Annotated in this window: 22 protein-coding genes; 12 read left to right on the top strand and 10 right to left on the bottom strand. The window is 37.4% G+C overall.

The genetic code is table 11. The annotated features are described in order from the left end of the window. The first annotated feature begins 165 nt into the window (after positions 1-165). Complete coding sequence (locus CFS60_RS04640) at positions 166-447, top strand: rhodanese-like domain-containing protein (RefSeq protein ID WP_088809385.1); 282 nt, start codon at positions 166-168, stop codon at positions 445-447. 207 nt (positions 448-654) lie between these two features. Next, positions 655-1,053: a peptidoglycan-binding protein gene (locus CFS60_RS04635; protein ID WP_088809384.1), complete on the top strand. Its 399-nt coding sequence runs from the start codon at positions 655-657 to the stop codon at positions 1,051-1,053. Positions 1,054-1,222: 169 nt separating this feature from the next. Here the strand turns inward: CFS60_RS04635 and CFS60_RS04630 are convergent, their stop codons facing one another. Beyond that, complete coding sequence (locus CFS60_RS04630; RefSeq protein ID WP_088809383.1) at positions 1,223-1,849, bottom strand: FMN-dependent NADH-azoreductase; 627 nt, start codon at positions 1,847-1,849, stop codon at positions 1,223-1,225. Positions 1,850-2,002: 153 nt separating this feature from the next. Here CFS60_RS04630 and eis point away from each other — a divergent pair, with 153 nt between their 5' ends. Continuing rightward, the gene (gene eis, locus CFS60_RS04625; protein WP_088809382.1) at positions 2,003-3,160 is read left to right on the top strand and encodes an enhanced intracellular survival protein Eis; all 1,158 of its coding nucleotides are present in this window, start codon (positions 2,003-2,005) and stop codon (positions 3,158-3,160) included. Positions 3,161-3,229: 69 nt separating this feature from the next. Here eis and CFS60_RS04620 read toward each other — a convergent pair whose 3' ends face one another. Further along, positions 3,230-3,955 (bottom strand): Crp/Fnr family transcriptional regulator, encoded by a 726-nt coding sequence (locus CFS60_RS04620; protein WP_088809381.1) that lies wholly within the window; start codon positions 3,953-3,955, stop codon positions 3,230-3,232. Positions 3,956-4,276: 321 nt separating this feature from the next. On the opposite strand from CFS60_RS04620, the gene CFS60_RS04615 reads away from it, so the two are divergent. The 6 genes from CFS60_RS04615 (at position 4,277) to CFS60_RS04590 (ending at position 10,960) form a co-directional block, all read left to right on the top strand. Continuing rightward, complete coding sequence (locus CFS60_RS04615; RefSeq protein WP_088838892.1) at positions 4,277-7,237, top strand: pectate lyase-like adhesive domain-containing protein; 2,961 nt, start codon at positions 4,277-4,279, stop codon at positions 7,235-7,237. A 15-nt stretch (positions 7,238-7,252) separates the two neighbouring features. Beyond that, positions 7,253-7,633: an LPXTG cell wall anchor domain-containing protein gene (locus tag CFS60_RS04610; protein WP_088809379.1), complete on the top strand. Its 381-nt coding sequence runs from the start codon at positions 7,253-7,255 to the stop codon at positions 7,631-7,633. Next, a complete protein-coding gene (locus tag CFS60_RS04605) occupies positions 7,626-8,357 on the top strand; it encodes a WxL domain-containing protein (RefSeq protein WP_088809378.1) in 732 nt (243 codons plus the stop codon). The genes CFS60_RS04610 and CFS60_RS04605 overlap by 8 nt, the downstream gene beginning before the upstream one ends. A gap of 30 nt (positions 8,358-8,387) precedes the next feature. Further along, positions 8,388-9,089: a WxL domain-containing protein gene (locus tag CFS60_RS04600; protein WP_088815495.1), complete on the top strand. Its 702-nt coding sequence runs from the start codon at positions 8,388-8,390 to the stop codon at positions 9,087-9,089. Between the two features lie 69 nt (positions 9,090-9,158). Then, the gene (locus CFS60_RS04595; protein ID WP_088809376.1) at positions 9,159-9,878 is read left to right on the top strand and encodes a WxL domain-containing protein; all 720 of its coding nucleotides are present in this window, start codon (positions 9,159-9,161) and stop codon (positions 9,876-9,878) included. Positions 9,879-9,940: 62 nt separating this feature from the next. After that, complete coding sequence (locus CFS60_RS04590; RefSeq protein WP_088809375.1) at positions 9,941-10,960, top strand: DUF916 and DUF3324 domain-containing protein; 1,020 nt, start codon at positions 9,941-9,943, stop codon at positions 10,958-10,960. A 21-nt stretch (positions 10,961-10,981) separates the two neighbouring features. Here the strand turns inward: CFS60_RS04590 and CFS60_RS04585 are convergent, their stop codons facing one another. Both CFS60_RS04585 and CFS60_RS04580 read right to left on the bottom strand, forming a co-directional pair. Beyond that, complete coding sequence (locus CFS60_RS04585) at positions 10,982-11,629, bottom strand: FusB/FusC family EF-G-binding protein (RefSeq protein WP_088809374.1); 648 nt, start codon at positions 11,627-11,629, stop codon at positions 10,982-10,984. Between the two features lie 89 nt (positions 11,630-11,718). Next, entirely contained in the window at positions 11,719-11,976 is a 258-nt protein-coding gene (locus CFS60_RS04580) for a CD3324 family protein (RefSeq protein WP_088815492.1), read from the bottom strand. Positions 11,977-12,208: 232 nt separating this feature from the next. Here CFS60_RS04580 and CFS60_RS04575 point away from each other — a divergent pair, with 232 nt between their 5' ends. Continuing rightward, the gene (locus CFS60_RS04575; protein WP_088809372.1) at positions 12,209-12,556 is read left to right on the top strand and encodes a helix-turn-helix domain-containing protein; all 348 of its coding nucleotides are present in this window, start codon (positions 12,209-12,211) and stop codon (positions 12,554-12,556) included. Between the two features lie 107 nt (positions 12,557-12,663). On the opposite strand, the gene CFS60_RS04570 is transcribed toward CFS60_RS04575, so the two are convergent. The 5 genes from CFS60_RS04570 to CFS60_RS04550 all read right to left on the bottom strand — a co-directional run bounded on the left by CFS60_RS04570 (position 12,664) and on the right by CFS60_RS04550 (position 16,044). After that, entirely contained in the window at positions 12,664-13,104 is a 441-nt protein-coding gene (locus CFS60_RS04570; RefSeq protein WP_088815491.1) for a competence protein ComK, read from the bottom strand. Beyond that, positions 13,105-14,463 (bottom strand): recombinase family protein, encoded by a 1,359-nt coding sequence (locus CFS60_RS04565; RefSeq protein WP_088815490.1) that lies wholly within the window; start codon positions 14,461-14,463, stop codon positions 13,105-13,107. 66 nt (positions 14,464-14,529) lie between these two features. Beyond that, positions 14,530-15,246 carry a DUF4352 domain-containing protein gene (locus CFS60_RS04560; protein ID WP_208611150.1) on the bottom strand — a complete coding sequence of 239 codons (717 nt, stop codon included), beginning with the start codon at positions 15,244-15,246 and terminating at the stop codon, positions 14,530-14,532. A 74-nt stretch (positions 15,247-15,320) separates the two neighbouring features. Next, the gene (locus tag CFS60_RS04555; RefSeq protein ID WP_088815489.1) at positions 15,321-15,725 is read right to left on the bottom strand and encodes an ImmA/IrrE family metallo-endopeptidase; all 405 of its coding nucleotides are present in this window, start codon (positions 15,723-15,725) and stop codon (positions 15,321-15,323) included. 19 nt (positions 15,726-15,744) lie between these two features. Next, positions 15,745-16,044: a helix-turn-helix domain-containing protein gene (locus CFS60_RS04550; RefSeq protein ID WP_088815488.1), complete on the bottom strand. Its 300-nt coding sequence runs from the start codon at positions 16,042-16,044 to the stop codon at positions 15,745-15,747. A gap of 464 nt (positions 16,045-16,508) precedes the next feature. Between CFS60_RS04550 and CFS60_RS04545 the strand changes: the two genes are divergently transcribed. Next, the gene (locus CFS60_RS04545) at positions 16,509-17,081 is read left to right on the top strand and encodes a sce7726 family protein (protein ID WP_088815487.1); all 573 of its coding nucleotides are present in this window, start codon (positions 16,509-16,511) and stop codon (positions 17,079-17,081) included. Here CFS60_RS04545 and CFS60_RS04540 read toward each other — a convergent pair. Beyond that, positions 17,050-18,051, bottom strand: coding sequence for a beta family protein (locus CFS60_RS04540; RefSeq protein ID WP_088815486.1), 1,002 nt, complete (start codon positions 18,049-18,051; stop codon positions 17,050-17,052). The genes CFS60_RS04545 and CFS60_RS04540 overlap by 32 nt on opposite strands. Before the next feature lie 210 nt (positions 18,052-18,261). Between CFS60_RS04540 and CFS60_RS13770 the strand changes: the two genes are divergently transcribed. Next, positions 18,262-18,357, top strand: a complete 96-nt coding sequence (locus CFS60_RS13770; RefSeq protein WP_117590147.1) for a type I toxin-antitoxin system Fst family toxin — start codon at positions 18,262-18,264, stop codon at positions 18,355-18,357. Positions 18,358-18,485 lie beyond the last annotated feature (128 nt).

Raw genomic sequence — 18,485 nt, 5'->3', positions numbered from 1 at the left:
CGAATGATAAGTCATTCGGTTTTTCTGTGCTTAAAAAATAAAGTCACACCTTATTTTTTAGTTAAAATTTCTTTTGAGCAGTCTTCTTGAATGTTAGGAGAATTTTTCGTTATGATGAAGGTAACTTATTTCCCGGGAAATAAAAAAAGTTGAGGTGGAATAAAGATGTTTTTATCAATCACAACAAGTGAATTAGAAGGAAAACTAGATGTTTATGAAATACTAGACGTACGCGATGCAGATGATTTTAGTGCGCGACACATAGAAGGTGCAACGAATATCCCCATTTCCGAATTGGAAGAAAACGTAAACACGCTTTCCAAAGAAAAAGTATACGCAGTCATTTGCTATGCAGGTGGACGCTCTCAAAGAGCAACTGAATTTTTAGACAGCCAAGGCTTCCAAGTGACCAATGTAAGTGGCGGCATGAATGAGTGGTCAAAATAAAAAGCAGACGTTATAAAAACAGCTCTCGGTACTAATCCGAGAGCTGTTTATTTGGTTGTAAAAGGAAAGCGATTTAGCATAAGTGAATCAAATTGTGGAATATGGACATTATTAAAGGCCATATACATTAAGTTATGACAAAAAATACAAATTTTGAAAAGGCATTAAATGATACAATGAATAAGAATTAAAAAAGGAGGTAGGAAAATGAAGAAAATATGGATGGCAATTAGTTTCATTGGTATTCTATCATTTAGTTACGTGGGGATTACGATTATTGACTCGCCTAAAGTAGTTGAAGCAGCAGGATGTTCTGGGAATATTAAGCGAGATTTAGGTGCATCGTACTTTAATCAAAGCAAAGACAGCAGGTACTATAAAAAAGCCGTAAAAGTTATTCAAAATAACTATAATGCATGGCTGTTTAACACGCATTCCTACAGTTACTACAATAACCATAAACTTAATGTAGATGGCTACTTTGGCTCGAAAACAACGCAAGCAGTGAAAGTGTTTCAAAGTTATGTGAAAAAATATTGGGACAGAAATTTAGCTGTTGACGGATCAGTAGGACAGCATACGTGGCATTACTTATACTGGCAATAATAAATATTGACATACATAAAAACACGAACAACTCTTTTCTGTTTAAAATAAGACTAGCGTGGTTAAAATTGTGAGAAAGACAGGAATCTTCCGGTGTTACCGATTAGCGTCTTAAAAAGTGAACCGCCCCCCAAATCTAACTTTTGGGGGGCGGTTCACTTTCTATTTTTTAAAATTGTTCAGCAAGCTTAATAGCTTCATCACGACCAGCTTGGATTAAATCTTTTGCTTGATCAGGACGAGCGTTGTGTCCTTCAACAACAACCATTTCCGTTTCCGTAACACCGAAGTGGCTTAAAATGTTTTTGACGTAGTTTAAGGACATTTCATAACTTTCTAGTGGACCGTCAGAATAAATGCCACCACGTGCATTAAGCAAAGCAACTTTTTTATCAGTTACTAAACCAACAGGACCTTCTGGCGTATATTTAAACGTCTTACCAGCTTGGTTTAAATAAAACAGGTAAGTTAAAAATTGCGCGGGAATACTGAAATTCCAAAGAGGGAAAGCCATAACGACTTTATCAGCTTTTAAAAATTGGTTTAAGTAGCCGTTTGCAATATCAGAAAGGCGTTTTTCGTCTTCTGTTAAAGGCTCGCCGGCAGCTTCTTTATGTAGCCCACTCATCATCACACCATCGTAGTAAGGCAGGTCTACTTCAAATAAATTCAGTTCAGTAACTTGGTCTCCGGGATGACTTTTTTTATACGCATCCAAAAATGTTTCATAAAGCGTCACGCTGACAGAACGCTCTGCAGGTAATCCATTCGCTTTAATAAATAATACGTTTGACATAAGATTGATTCCTCCAAATTTTTAATAATACTTATACAGTTTAGCTGAAAACCACACAAAATAGCAAGTTCTTAGCTTACAAAAAATTAGTAGCTTTTAAGAAGAATTCTAAATAGGAACATGATACACTAAAGGGGACAGGAGGGATTTAATTTGGAAATAAGAAAAATTGCGGAAGAAGAAATCCACCAAATTAAACGATTGCGAGATTATGCTTTTCGCACACCAGGCGGCGGTGGGGAGGAAGACTTTTTATTTTGGATGGAGCGGGCAACTAGGTTAGGGGCCTTTTCAGACGGAAAACTAAGCGCACAAGTGATGACGTATCCACTAGACGTATCGTTTTTAGGTCAGAAAATAAAAATGGGCGGTGTGGCTTATGTAGCTACATTTCCAGAAAATAGACGCAGTGGTTTTATTCGGGCACTCATGACAGCGTCGCTAAACGAGATGAAGGAATTAGGTCAGCTTGTCTCTTATTTACACCCTTTCGACATTCCTTTTTATCAAAAATTTGGGTTTGACCTTGTGGCAAATGAGGTTAGCGTGAGCCTAAAGCTGAAAAATCTGAAGCGGCGTTCGAGTGGTCGCGGCGAGATTGTGCGGACAAGTGCCAACCAGCCTGACTTTAGCGATGTGCGGGCGGTCTATGAAACGTATGCGACAAATCACCACGGCATGCTGGTTCGCGGTGACGACTGGTGGGGCAGACTTAGTCGGCGCGGCTATACGAATGAAGTGGCCTTATTTCGAGATGAGCAAAATGAACCGCGAGGCTACCTTCTATACGGATTCAAAGGATCAGAAATGCTTGTGCATGAACTGGTTGCGCTTGATTTCGCTGCGGAATGTGAGCTGTGGGCATTTATTTCGAGCCATGATTCGATGTTTGAAACCGTCCAGGCGACGCATTTTGGGACGCCAGCTGAAGTGGCACTAGCGCTACCAAATGTGACGGGTCTTAAGATGGAAACGGAATTCAATTGGATGGCGCGCATTGTTGAGGTGGAGGCGTTTTTAAACGCAATTTCATTTCAAACGGCAGAAAAAGTCTATGTGGAAATCCAAAATGATGTCGCTGACTTCAATCATGGCATTTTTGAGATAGGTGACAAAATTCGGCGGGTCGAAAGTGCACCAAACGATTTGCTTTTACAAACAGATATAGGAACGTTTAGCCAAATGATGTTTGGCTTTATGCGCCCGAAAGAACTTGCCTATTACGGAAAAATGACGGCGAGTGATAAGGTGCTTGCGATTTTTGAAGCAGCAATTCCAAATGTGAAACCCCGATTTTATGATGGGTTTTAAAAAATAGAGACCATTTTGGTCTCTATTTTCCTATTAAGTCCGAAAAGATTTATTTCGGACTTTTTTTAATTACATAGAAGAAATAGCAATAGACGGGTCATAATAACTTGCCAAGCCTTCAATATCTTTAATAATAAATGGTTTAGAGCTAGATTCTAAAATACCCTCTTTTACGAAAAAATTAAGGTGTCCTGAAATGCTTGATTGAGCGCAGTTGCACAAAGAAGCTAAGACAGACTGGGAAATTGCTGCAGGGAGGTGAGAGGCGTTGCCTTGCTTCTCGCCAATATAAGTGGCTAAAATTTGCAAGTTAATCGCTAGCGTTTCAACAGGAGGTAATTTATTGACAGCTGTCATAAATGTTGAAAAAGAAAGAGCAGCTAAACCTAATTCGGCTAAAAAGTGGAAAAATTTAGGCTGAACGTAAAGGTGATCAACTAAGAAATCACGATTAATCTCATATACTGTCATTTCTGTAGCGGCTCGAACTCGGTAAGGTAACTTAACTTCGAACGTGAATAAATTTTTTAAGATGGGTTTAGCATGAAACAATGTCCAATCAGAATAAAAAGTAGTCACATGCGGTTTATCTTGATAAAAGACTTCAAAAAAAGCGAGACCCTTTTGAATAAGATAAATCGTGTGCTCTTGATCACTTTGGCTTGAGGTGATAATTTGATTCCTTTTTATATGAAGTTTTCGAATGTGACTATCGGATAGACTGGTATTTTGGTGCAAATAATCAAGTAGTTCTTTCATTGGCTTGGAAGTGGAGCCTTCTGAAATAAATTCCATACATTCCTCCAGAAAATTGATTTTATATATAGTATACGATTATACAATAATAAATATAACCGTTATAGTCAATTTGAACAAGAGAAAACGAATGAAAATCCCCTTTTTTTAGACACAAAATGTTCAAAAGTAACATTTATTTGTATAAATCGCAATAAATAAAGTGGTTTATTTTATTTTCAGACACAATTTGTTCACAATTATGTTGCGGAATTATCGCTGTAAATATTTCCAATGATTTTATCCTTGTATACTAAAAAGTATCAAAGGGAGTCAAACTTACCTTTTGATTCATTTCAAGAGTGAAAGAGGTGAGAAAATTTGAAAAAGGGATTTCGCATCATCACAACGATATTTCTTGTTGCGAGCTTAGCTATCATAATTCCACTACAAGGAAGTGGGGTTTTCGATAGGATGTTTCAAACGGTCAAAGCTGAAGCCGAAAATGTTGCGAATGTGACTACATATCAGGAACTTGAAACCGCAATGGGAAATCAAGCAATTACTGAAATAAATATTATGAATGATATTGAATTTACGAACTATCCATCAACAAGCGCGGGTGAAGTGAATGTAACAGTTCCAGCTCGGAGCATTACAATAAATGGTAACAATCATCATGTGGATTTTCGTAAGCGGGGTTACTTGATGAACTTTGGTTCGACAAAAATTAACATCACCCTTCAAAATATTAAGATGTATGGCCAAAACTACTGGGGACCATTCCGAATTTACGGAACGGCTGGTGTTGGTTCTACTTTTACTTTCGATAATATCGAATACACAGGGGCCCAACTAACCGCTTCCTATCAAGCAGATGTCATTGTAAAAGGAACAGTGAAGAATGCTTCTGTTAACTCGTATGTAAGTCCATTTAATGGAACCACTTACAATGCTTTAACAAACCAAACAAACCTTGAAGTGACGAACATCACCTTCACAAGCGGATCTAACTATACAGGAACAACAGAAAATGCCACAGTTTTAATGCTTGGAACTGGCGGGACTAAAGGAAACGCCGTGATTGAAGAAGGCGCTAAGCTTAACCTGACAGGAGGCGGCAACGGACTTAGTGGCGAAGGACAATGGACAACCATTCAACTAAATGGAAATTTTGAGATGCAAAGAAATTCCGAGGTTAACATTACGACGCCGAATGCCTCAACCCGTGGAGGGATTCAATTAGGTAACGACTCAAAACTACTCGTACAAGACGATGCAAAGCTAACGCTTAATATGGATGGTCCGTTTACTGACGCTTATAATAAAAATCCAATTAACGTAGGAACAAACGCTTCATTTGAAGTAGCAGACGGAGCAAGTCTCATCGTCAATGCAACGAGTCAAGGAACTGGAACTGGCGCTCTAGTTTATACGGGAACAAGTAGTCTATTTAAGATTGGCAAAAAATCAATTTTCAAATTAAAAGCCGACGGAACCGGAGCAAAAAACCTCATTCGTATCGGCGGAACATCCACTTTTAGTTTTGAAGATGCAGGGGAAGTTGACATTGATGCTTCCGCCAATACAAATGCCAATACACGCCCCATTTATATGGTGAGTGGAAGTTTCAAAGCCTCCATTCAACGTGTAAAAGCATGGACGACAGCCAATGTCGCTGGCACGCCAACGTATGATTGGTATCCGATGTACGACATGAATATCCCGTATGTCGGCGCCAATGTTCAAACGACACTAACTGGGAATAGCATTACTCAAGAAACCCAAGATAATTTCATTGCGAACTACCGGACGCAAAACTTCAAGCGTGTATTATTTGAATATATTCCAGATGTTTCCGTCATCATAGATGCACTATCCGATAATAAAACGCAGGCAAATAGCCATACGATTACGGGAATTACAAACCCCAATGCGTGGGTCATGTTTTCCGGTGATTCAGCCATTCCAACAGGAACAATACCCGCGCAAGATAAAAGCGACACTAAGATGTACCATGTCAAAGCTGACGCTTCTGGAAATTACACGTATACACTTCCAGATGGGCAATTTTTCTCTGCAGGAAATACGGTTGTGGCCTATGCGTATTTAGACGGAAAAAACGCCACAACAAATACAGTTGTCTCGGATGAAACCCCGCCTGATAAGCCTGTTTTAAGCCCCATAAAAGATGTGGATGCATCCATTAAGGTGAAAGCCGAACCAAACGTGACAGTTACCATTTATGATTCATCGGATAAACGTATATTGGCAAGCGGGACATCAAATACAGAAGATTATGAAATTTCGATTCCGGCAGATAAGCGCCCGCTAGCACCGTATGTGTCTTACTATGCAACCGCGACTGATTCGGCAGGAAATATTAGTGAGCAGTCCAATTTTGAACTGGTAAGTGATACAACACCGCCAGAAGCAAATCCAATTACTCAAACCGTGCAACTTGGTGCGCCTTTTACAACAGATGCTAAAAGTCTTGTAGAAAATGTTTTTGATAATGCGGGTTTGGAGGATTTGACCTATACGATTATTTCAGAGCCAGACGTGAGCCGAATTGGTCATTCGACGGCTGTTGTAAGGATTCAAGACCGTGCGGCGAACTATCGTGATTTTACAATTCCAGTTTTTGTGGAAGATGGTAGCACGAGTTCGAATAATGATGCGATGTTAACAAGTACTGATTTTACGATACTAGCACAAAGCGTACCTGCTACAGAAGCGGAATTAGATGAATTAATTGTAACGAACGGTCAAGTAAAAGCTTGGAAAAAGCCTTCTGGTGAAGATATTACAGATCAAGTTGTGATTGTAAACAGAGGCGGGCTATCAAGCACACCGGGTGAATATGATGTGAAAATTTCTGTTTTAGGTGTTGAACGGACAATCCACGTAACCGTTAAAGCAGGAACGCTAGAATTTAAAGAAATTCCAACTGACATTTCATTTGGCAACGTGACCATCAAATCGAAACCACAACTTGTTACTCCAAAAAATGATGTAAAGATTACGATTGAAGATTCACGAGCTACTCCTAAAGAATGGACGCTGATGGCACAACTTACGACGCCGCTTGCAACGGACAGCGGAGATGCGCTAAACAGTTTGGTTATTCGCACAAAACAAAATGGCGTAACCGACTATTTAGAGCTGACGGATCAAGGAACTACACCTGTATACACGAATAAATCAGCTACTACAGGTACAACGGTCATCGACTTAAATACGATGCAAGATGAGGGGATATTGCTTAATGTTTTACCTGGGCTGGCAAAAGCTAAAGCTTACTATACAAAAATTAGATGGACACTTCAAGACGCCCCTTGATGAAAGGAGAGAACGATGCGACGCATAATAAAATGGTCAAGTTATCTTCTGTTACTTTCTGTGTTACTCACAACGAATCCGCTTTTTACAAAGGCTCAAAACTATGATGTTGAAGTAGGGATTTCATTTAGTGGGCAGTCGATTGAAAGTGAAACACCACATGGAAATTTACCCGAAGGAGGCACGTCTAATTGGCAGACGCCAACGGATCAAGGTGGAACTAAGCCGAATCAATTGGAGCAAACGGCTTTAGGCAAGTTACCGACTACGGGGGACCAATTTTCAGTTTTCGGATTGATTATCGGTATGGAGTGTTTGGCGATTGGCTGTAGCTTATTTTTACTACAAAAAAGAAAAGAAGATAACGATTATGGGAGGAGTAAGAAATATGAATAAGGGAACGAAATGGCTAGTAGCGAGCGCGGTTTTAACGACTGCAATTTTTAGTGAAAGTATCCATGTTTTGGCGGTTGACGGGGGGAGTATAACGTCAGATGCAGACCTGACTTATGAAAAAAACACAAGTACGACAAACCCGATTGACCCGACTGAGCCAGGCAATGTTATCACACCTGACCCAGATAATCCGGGACAACCTGGGACTGCTGGGCCATTAAGTATTGATTTTGCTTCCAATTTACGTTTTGGTTTGCAAAAGATGTCGGGTAAACAAGAAACCTACTATGCTCATTTAACTAAAGTTGTTGAGACTGCAACTGGCGCTAAAAAAGAGGTGCCAAACTATGTGCAAGTAACGGATAACCGTGGCTCAAACGGCGGTTGGCACTTGACTGTGAAGCAAAATGGTCAACTTATGAACGGAGCGAACGCTTTAGAGGGAGCCCAAATTAGTTTGCTAAATAGCACGCTTGTCACTTTGCATGATGGAAATGTCCCAACGGCTAATACGCTTATAACGCTCGATCCCGTTTCTGGTGATGCAGTTGAAATTGTCAATGCACAAGCCGGAACTGGTAGTGGAACTTGGGCGAACTTGTTTGGTAAAGATGTATCCGAAGCGGCAACGAGTGTCAAATTAGTTGTGCCAGGAAAAACACAAAAAGTAGAAGGTCAATATAAAACGACTCTCACGTTTGAACTTGTAGATTCACCAGCGTGATATTTTATTTAAAAAAAGGAGAGATTTTTGATGGAGAAATTATTAAAAGTAGCAGCAATTAGCGTTATCGTAGCAGGAGGAGTAGGGTACGGGACAGAAGCCTTTGCGGCTGATGTAACGTCTAAAGGGGACATTACTTTTACTCAAAATACAGATCCAGGAAAACCAGAAGTTCCAGGAACAGGTGAAGAAATTGATCCAGGAACGCCAGCGCCAACTCCTGGGCCGCTAAGTATTAACTATGTTTCCAATATTCATTTCGCGGACCAAATGATTTCTGGTAACAACGAAGTTTATTATGCCAATCTAGATAAAGTAACGCTTTCCGCATCTAGTACAGAAGTGGAAGTACCAAACTTTGTGCAAGTATCCGACAACCGCGGCTCAAATGCAGGTTGGCACTTAACGGTAGAACAAGTAGGTCAATTTAAAAATGGCGCAAGCACACTAACAGGAGCAAAATTATCCTTCCAAAATGCAACGATGCAATCATCAAAAGCGACTGCAACAAACACACCGACAGCGTATTCATTTGAACTTGATCCAGCGGGCACTGCATCAGATGTTGTCGATGCAGCAGCAAATAAAGGAATGGGAACATGGTCAACATCATTCGGTGACGCGACTACAGCTGCGCAAAGTATCTCACTTTCCGTACCCGGCGACACAGCAAAAATCGTTGGGAAATATGAAGCTGAGTTAAAATGGACATTAACTGACACTCCTGCTTAAAACGGTCAAAAAGTCGCGCGGAAGACCCACTTTCGCGTGACGCCATTTTAAAGGAAGGGAGAAGCATAGATGTGTAAACTAAAATGGAGCATGAGTCTCCTTACCATACTTGTCGGCTGTATGACTTTTTCCGGCAACGCTTTCGCTGTAGGCACAGAAACAAATGCAGATGTCACGTTCCAAGCTGATGATACAGGAGTCACACCACCAATTGATCCAACCGATCCTGGAGCGGATGTGACACCAACAGAACCTGTAAATCCAACAAGTGGCGCGCTTCGCATTGATTTTGCTGCGGCATTAAATTTCGGTACACAAAAAATTTCTGGAGAAGCCAAGAACTATAACGCGCTTTATACAGAAGTAACAACCGCTTTAGGTGGAAAGAAATACGTACCAAACTTTGTGCAAGTAACAGATAATCGCGGCTCTAATTCTGGTTGGTCACTTTCGGTTTCGGGCACTGAATTTGTTTCAGCTAGCCATGCTGTTTTAGAAGGTGCTGCCCTTACAATGTCAGGGGTTCATCTCACCTCCACTATGGATTCTAAATTTACACCAAGCGTTGTTGCAACAGATGTAACTTTAAATGCGTCAGGTCAAAATTTAGTCACTGCTAGAGAAAATGAAGGCATGGCAACATGGGCAATCGCATTTGGTAACCTTTCAGGAGCGGATGAGTTGGCAACTAATCCTAACGTATCACTCCACATTCCTGCTGAGGCAAGGAAAATAGCAGGCGAAACATATACGTCAACGATAACATGGACCCTTGAAGCGACACCATAAACAGAAGGGGGAACGCAAAATCCCCCTTTTCCCAAAAGAAAGGGTGGCTAAGGAGTAAAAATATGAAAAAATTTTTAGCAAGCATTTTAATAAGCCTATTAGGCCTAGGAATTTGGCTAGTTCCTTCTCATGCTGACGCAGCTTCGACGATGAACTTCTCAGTAACAGCCGTGATACCAGATAACCAAATCGATAAATCAAAAACATACTTCGATTTGAGAATGAAACCGGGTGAGACGCAAGCCCTCGAGGTCGTCGTAACAAACGGCCTAAATCGCACCATCACAATTGAAAGCCATGCTAACACAGCCGTAACGAATGATAATGGGATTGTCGACTACAGCAATACGAAGCCCAATTTAGATAAGAGTTTGAAAACCCCATTTTCCGAAATTGCCAAAATGGACGAAGAAATAACAATCCCAGCAAATGGTACAAAAACTGTTAAAGTGAACGTAACCATGCCAAAAGAAGAATATGACGGACAAATTCTAGGTGGACTTCATTTTACTGAAAAACTAGATAAAGAATCGGAAACAGAAGAGGAAGGCGTACAAATTAAAAATTTATATGCCTATGTTATTGGCGTTTTACTGACAGAAAACGACACTGAAGTCAAGCCAGACATGCAACTAGGTGACATTAATCCAGCGCAAATTAATTACCGCAATGTGCTAAAAGCGAACTTGCAAAATACGCAGCCAGTAATTCTAACAGATTTAGAAGTAAAAGCGCGAGTTACTAAAAAAGGCCGCGATAAAACATTACATGAAACAAATAAAAAAAATATGCGTCTCGCTCCAAACTCTAACTTCAACTATGGTATAAATTGGGAAAATCAAGAGTTTAAAGCGGGCAAATACACCCTCCACATGACCGCTAAATCCAATGAAAACGAGTGGAAGTGGACAAAAGACTTTGAAATCAAAGGCGATGAAGCGAAAGCTTTGAACAATAAAGCAGTGGAACTAGAAAAAGACTATACAATGTGGCTCATTCTAGGCGCCGTCTTGTTAGGCATTATCTTGCTTATCCTTGTGTTCTTACTTGGCAAGCGTTCTAGTCGTAAAAAAGATAAGTAAAGCGAGCCTTTTTGGCTCGCTTTACTTATTTCCCCGAACATATTCAAATAAGAAATCTAATTTTTCAGTGTCCGTGATATGCGCATTGCAAGTTGCCTCATCTTGGCAAATATAGTTGCTAAGCGCTTTGTAATTATGATTTTTCGTATCCGTCTTAACATCTACTGTAAAAAGTCCAACAGCCCCCATATGGTGACAAAAATGACAAATGCCTTTTTGCGGGCTAGGTAGGAAACTTCCGGACAAGCCGCGCATTGTCCCGTCAATTTCACGAACAATAAATTTTTTCATACTTCCTTTATCGTACCAACTTAAATAAGTCAGGTGTGAAAAATCAGCAGGACTTAAATGAGGCGGATGAAGTTTCTTCGCTTTTTTAAACAGTTTTTTTAATTGCGCATCTGTAGTAGCGCGAAATGGAATGCAATAAGGCTCAAGCGAATCTTTAAAATGCGTATAATCCGACTCGTTTTTTATAGAAACAAGAGGTTTCAAAAGCTCTAATTGGTCTGTCATTAAAGAGTCAAATGCTTTTTCAGCTTTGTTTAGCGAGTAATATGCAAATTCTTGCTTTACTTTAATATCATTTACTCTTTGCTCTGCATCAAGAACATGTTTCGCTTGCCGTAAAATTTGATTTAACACGTGATTTTCGATAAATGCTTCCATATAAAATCACCTCCAATCCTTATTTTACAACGAAAGAACACTTAAAATATAGTCTAAGAACATTTTATAGTCAAATAAAGCAGCTGACTTTATTTTCGATAAACAATATTTTTGATAGTGCTTTCAGATAAAAAGTATTTTTCAGCAAGTTCTCGAATCGTAGAACTGCTCTCAAAATCCTTCTTTATCAGTGCATTTCGTTCTTTTAGCCGCAGTTTAATTCCAGACTCGCTTCCCCAAGCCTTTTTTGACCGTACAGGGATATAAAGAAATTCCCCATCTACATATTTTTGAATTTCAAGAATTAATTTTTCAGGTAATATATTTTCAACAGTTTGATACTTCATAAGGCTAGCTCCTTTATTATTTAATCCATAATAAGTAGCAAAGCCCAGTATTGGCGATTAAGAATAATCCATACAAAGAATCGCCATTTCAGGCTTTGCATGGAACAGCATTACATTAGCAGACATGCTGATCACCTCCTAAATTTAAAAATAATTTTATAAAAGTAGCTAACAAATGTCGAATTCTTTTTCTGACATTGCTATAATAGAAAGTAGAAAAGAGGTGGTTGAAGTGGATTTTGGTGAAAAGTTAATTAATCTACGAAAGAAAAATAGACTAACACAAAAAGAACTTGCTAAGAAAATTGGTGTGACACCTTCAACAATCAGTAAATATGAAAGCGCAACACATAAACCACCAATTTTTATTTTAGCCAAATTAGCAGAAACACTAGGGACAACCACAGAATTTTTGCTTGACGATGTAGCAGGTTTAAGAGAAAAAAATTCTGTCAATGCATTCCCGCTAATTGGAAATCCAGAACTAGAAAAATGGTATTTAGAACTACCATACTCGTTTTCTGAAAAAGATTTGCAGTTACTTAAAGATATTTCAAGTGCTATTGAAAACCAAAAATAACGATACATCGAGGTATTCAACATATAGTTGAATGCCTATTTAGTTTACCATATACATACTCGAACGATTATGTTATTGGTGGAGTTATTTAAAACTCCACTATTTTTTTACTCTATGAATGGATTATGCGGCCCATTTTTGGGCGATGTTTTGTACGATGTGAAAGGTTCAGCCACAATTCCAGATGGTGGAAAGAATGCATTATTATACGGGAATTGTGTTTCCATCATACGCATCTTCTGCGAGAACTTCATGTGTAACATAGATGTACGTGCAACTTGATTATTAAAAGAGGAAATCGAAACATCAATTTTAATCATTTCAAAATTAGAAAACTGTACAAGTGTCTGGTTATCTTTTGTCCCGTGGTATTCTTTAATATGTTGCGGAAAAACCCAAATGCAGTTTGGATTTGTTGGTGAAGCTGTCGGAAAAGTATACGTAAATGAAATAGGATCAATAATAATTGGCGGCTTATGAGTGATGCCTATTAGATGCTTAGTTCCTTCCCTCCTACCATTAAGAGTTCTCCATGAACTAAAATCCACCTAAAGCCACTTGATTTCTATATCTTCTTTATTTATTATAACCATATCTATTATAGCTCTCAATAGTTTTTGTTTGTCTTTAAAATCCAATTTTTTTATATCCTTGAATTTTGTTGCCTCCAATATTGATTTGAAATCTTCTCTCTGCATTTTTTCTTGTTGAACTTTTTTTTCGCTGAGAATGGTTGAAATTTGAGTATCAATTTTCAAAGTCATTGAGTCAAGTTCTTCTTTTTTGTAGTTGGAATTTAAATATAGTTCTAAAAGCCTTGCCTTTTTATTTTGCAAGTCATTTAGTTTATTTTGCAGTTTGATTAATTTATTTTCTTCTTGTTTTATTTTAGATGAACTCGAATATTTTGTGATTCGATTTAAAACTATTTCCTCAAGCTTATCTGCTCGAATGATAATATTTTCACAGTCGTCATATTGATATAGACGTCTTTTAGACTTACATTGATAATAACGATATTTCATTTTTTTACCTTTGTAAGAGGTTGACTTTGAAGTGTGAGAATAAGGCATACCACATTTTCCACAAACAACTAATCCACTTAGTAGCGATTGTGATTCTTGATTGACGTTTGGCAAGTCTGCCACTCTTTTAAAAATTTGCTGAACACGATTAAATTGCTCTTCTTTTATAATAGCCTCATGAATCCCTTTTTTATGAACTTTATCCGCATAACTAACATAACCAATGTAAATATCGTTTGTAAGTAAGTTTTTGTAACGTCTTCGATTAAACACCTCATACCCTAATTCCTTCATTCTTTTTTGAACTTGCAAAATGCTTTGCGTTTCTTCAAATAAATTATAAATAAGTTGTAAATGTTCAGCTTCCTCTTTGTTTATGAATAATTTAGTGTCAATAACGTCATAGCCAAATGTCCTTCCTCTAGCAGTAACAAGCGGAAGTCCATCCTCGATACGTTTAATTTTACCCATGACAAGCCTGTCCCTGATTGTTTCGCGTTCTAGCTGTGCAAAAACGGACAATATCCCAATCATTGCGCGCCCGAAAGGTGAACTAGTATCAAGTGTTTCAGAGAGACTCACAAACTCCACATCATTCTTTAAAAAGTATTCTTCGATTAGAAGAAGTGTGTCACGTTGTGAACGCGATAAGCGATCGAGACGATATACAACAACAGCATCTATTTTATCGAGCTTAGAAAGCATGTCTTGAAGTGCAGGACGGTTGATATTAGAGCCAGTAAAACCACCATCAATGAAAATATCGTATATATCCCAACCTTTTGACAAACATAAGGCTTTCAATTTTTCGGTTTGTGCCGATATAGAATAATTCTCGGTTTGCTCTTGAGTTGAAACACGTATATAAATAGCCGCTTTCATTTTACCCCTCCTAAATAGCACGTACGTTCTGTTCTTGGTTAAAAGAAAAAGCCTTTCAGCTCTTTCTTACTTCAAGTTAATATCGACTGTTTCGTCTCCCCAATAGCTTGTTTGATATTGTAATTTTAGTGATTTCGAATCTGTTTTGGATTGCCCAATAAGATTACCTGTTACACTTGCTCCAGGGTCTAAGTCTCCTGAGTTGAGAATTTCAATATCATCTTCAACAAGTAGCTCGTCAAGATCAGTTTTATTCCCATCATCGTTTAGCTTAAAATCATATGGATTATAGCTTTGAGATTCGTCTGTGTTGTTTGTAATAGTTAAGTTAATAATGATATATTGTTTCCCACTATCAGGAGTATCAATTTCGCTACCTTTGCTATAATTGACTGTATTTACTTTTAATTCATAACCGTTGTAGCTCACTGTGTCGCCGACTCCATATGTCTTTTCCAAAGTCTTGTCTTTAGATTTACTATCGCCCGAACTTGAAACGCTTGTTTTATTAGAATCTGAATCTACTTTTTCGGTTGCTGAATCTAGTGCATTTGCTCCGATATTAGTAAGTATAATAAGAATTATAATACCAACTACAGAAATAATTGTACCGGCAATCGCTAACCCTTTTGGACGTTTAAACAAGCCAATGACACAAAATACAATCCCCAATATCCATACTATCCAGCCTACTATAGGTATCCATCCTGTGAATAATCCAATCAAAGCTAAAATGAAACCTGCAGTTCCCAATCCGTTTTTAGTTCTTTTTATTTCATTCATTTTTATTCTCCCTTTGTGATTTATTTATAATGAATTCTCTAGCGAGAATTTATTATCTGTGTTGTTGGTGGTGGCTAGCCCGTTACAATTTTCCCGTATTTTTGCATGTAGTGATCACAGGCTTCTTTTAAAAATTCCTCTGTAATTCCAAGATGGTCAGCTACTTCATAGTAATTCCGCAAACCTTTTTGGTAGCAGTCTTCTAACAAAGAGCGAGGTACTAAATATTCATGCGCTTTACGTCTTGCAAAAAATTCTTGCTTTCGATTCGTTGTTTTGCTCACATCGAGTATATTTCCATTTGAATACAGTTTATGACTAATTTCTTCTATGATTGTACAGACTTCCTCCGCTTGTGTAAGTCCTTTTAAGATGTAAATGGTGTTCTCGATAAGCAAAGCCTTTGCTCCACATGGTAAGCTTTTTTCATAGATGATTTTTAAGTCAAGTTTATCTAGTAAATAGTTTGCATCGTTCATAAACTATCCCCCTATAACACTAAACATCTGACCCCTTTTCTATGAATGTTAATATTCTGTTTTTATCGGTGTTACTTAAACCGTTTTCAAATCGCAACAGCAAAATTTCAGTTTGTGTTTCGTTCTTCCTACCAAATAACTCATCAATAGACACATCCAGTGCATCAGCAATCCGTTCAATTTCTAAATGTTTAATCGGGCGCTGCCCATTTTCAATTTTGCTCATGGTGCTGTCATCTAGCTTAACCATTTCGGCAAAATCTTTTTGAGAGATGTTTCTTCGTCTACGTAACAGAGCAATTCGTTCATGAATGTTCATGCACCACCACCAGCCTTTACTAAAGTTCAAAAGTTATTGTAATACATTTAGACGATTCTCTAAAGCAGAAAGGGTTAATATTTCGAAAAAAGAGAATAATTGAAATGTTCAATTCTGAAATAGAAATAATATTGCATAGAGGCAAATAAAAAACCACATTCTCATCACCATAAATTCATTTTACTTTTTAATGATGTAGAATGCAGATTGAGGTTGCTACTTTCACAAGCGAACAAACGTTCCTGTTTTTATTATACTAGGATTAGAGTATAAATCAAGAAAAAAATAAGTCAGAAAGTTATTTGGAAAAATTAATATTAGGAGTTTGTTGGAAAATATCTAATACCTGTTCAATAAGAAAATACAATCTGTTGAGTTGAAAAATAGTGACCTGTATTTTAAACATGGTATAATTGCAGTAACTTACTTTAAAAATTGATGAATGATATAAAGGAGCTTTAATTATGTTAACTGATTCTATGATTAGAGATGAATTGATAAAAGTCATACGAAAAGAAAATGATAAGAAGCAATTCAGAGTCATTGAAGAATTAAGTATTTGTGACGGGGCAGCAAGAGCAGATGTTGCAGTTGTTAACGGTCTTTTACATGGGTATGAGATTAAAAGTGACCATGATACCTTAGAACGGTTACCTAATCAAATTGTAAATTACGAATTAACTTTTGAGAAGACCACGATTGTAGTTGGCAAGAAATTTGAAAGTAAAATTTTAGAAATTGTGCCCGTTAATTGGGGAGTTTCTGTTGCCTATCTTAATAAGTTTGGAGCAATTAGTATCAAAAAAATAAGAAGCGCTAAAAATAATAAAGCAGTTTCTACTGATAAGTTATTAGATTTACTTTGGAGCAAAGAAATCAAATTGTTATTGAAGGAAAATAAAATCAAAGGTTACTCAAATCTTCCCAAAAATGAGTTGGCAAGTTTGACGAAACAATGTGTACCCCGAAAAGAAATTTTGGAGTACACACGTAATATTTTAAAAACTAGAGTTGGCTGGAGAGCTGATTTACCATAAAAGTAATGTGATGATTTGTCCCATATGCTCGCCAAGAGGTAAGATTACCGCCTTTATTTACTTCATTATGAGCTATTTTATAAATCATGGAGTCTCCCCATGAATAATCGAAGCCCATATATAATGGATGAATACATAATTTTTTACAAGCTTCATTTATATTTTCAAAATTGAGGCCACCTTTTTTTATAGTTTCTCCTTTATATACTAGATACTCTGACTTTGTTGTATACCGTATATTAAAAGAGGGTTGCATACCTGGTACGAACTCAAAGTCAGAGCAGTGATTGATACAATAGTCAGAATAAATTATTTCTATGTCCTTCAGTTTTTTAGATAATCGATTAAAAAATTTAGATTCTAAACGATTAAGTAAAATAAATTCATGTTTATCAAAGCCTTGGAAGGATTTTGGAAAAGAGCATGAAGCAACAATTATCTTTTTAAATTTATTTAATGATGGTATTGTTTCAATAGCAGCTTTTGCTGTGTAGACACTATTATTTAAATTTTCTATTCTTAGCTCCTCTACATCGACTATTAAAAAGGTTTTTTCTGGTGGTATGGTTTCAAAAAAACTTTCTATTATATCTTCAAAGTCATCATCCATGACTTCATTTGTTGTCACTCTGAGAGCGTATTCATTTTTGCTTTGAGAAGCTAATTGTTTGCATATTTCATTAGAGTAATTTAAATGGAACACAGGAATTGAAAAATCTGTGTTTATTCTGTTGAAATCCTCAAAAAACTCTGTAACTGAAAATCTTTCTGCCTTACAATCAGTTGAAAAATCTAAGAAAAATTCTCTGTTTTTCCAATGGGTTGTTACGCAGGCCATAGACTTTTCCTTGCTTTTTACTGTGTCTAGTGGTAATTCAAATAGAGGGACAATCTGATCTTTTACCTCATCAGTTAGATGTAATAGTCCATCTTTTTCTCCTTGCTTAGCTTTTAGTATGGGTACATACATTTTAATTCCTCCTCTGATGCAATTTTATATTATCGCCTAAACGTTAATACCTACTTATGAATAATATTCAGCCTTTTTAGTGGGGAAGCCGGCAACAATTATTATTTTTGTAATTAATTGAACTACTATATTATTTTTTGATTTGCAAAAACAATATTATTATGCGTATACTATTTATTGGCAACTTGCCCCGTTAGGGGGTGTGTTTCGATGTATTCAATCTTTTCGTTAATTGTCGCACCAATTATCGTTGGTCTAGTACTTAAGCTAGTTTCTTTGTGGTTAGAGAAGAAAAGTGACAAGTAAGCAAGTTGCTCGCTAACCCACATGTTTGATTAAATCGAACAAAAAATAAACGCCAGTCTATCGCACTAGACTGGCGTTTTGTGTGTTTCGAATTCAATCTTTTCGTTTACAAAACCATTATAGCATAA

It is taken from the genome of Listeria sp. ILCC792 (assembly GCF_900186135.1).
In the GTDB taxonomy this organism is placed as follows: Bacteria; Bacillota; Bacilli; order Lactobacillales; family Listeriaceae; genus Listeria; species Listeria goaensis.
Note: the sequence above shows the minus strand (reverse complement) of the source record. Positions and strands in the feature narration are given on the sequence as shown.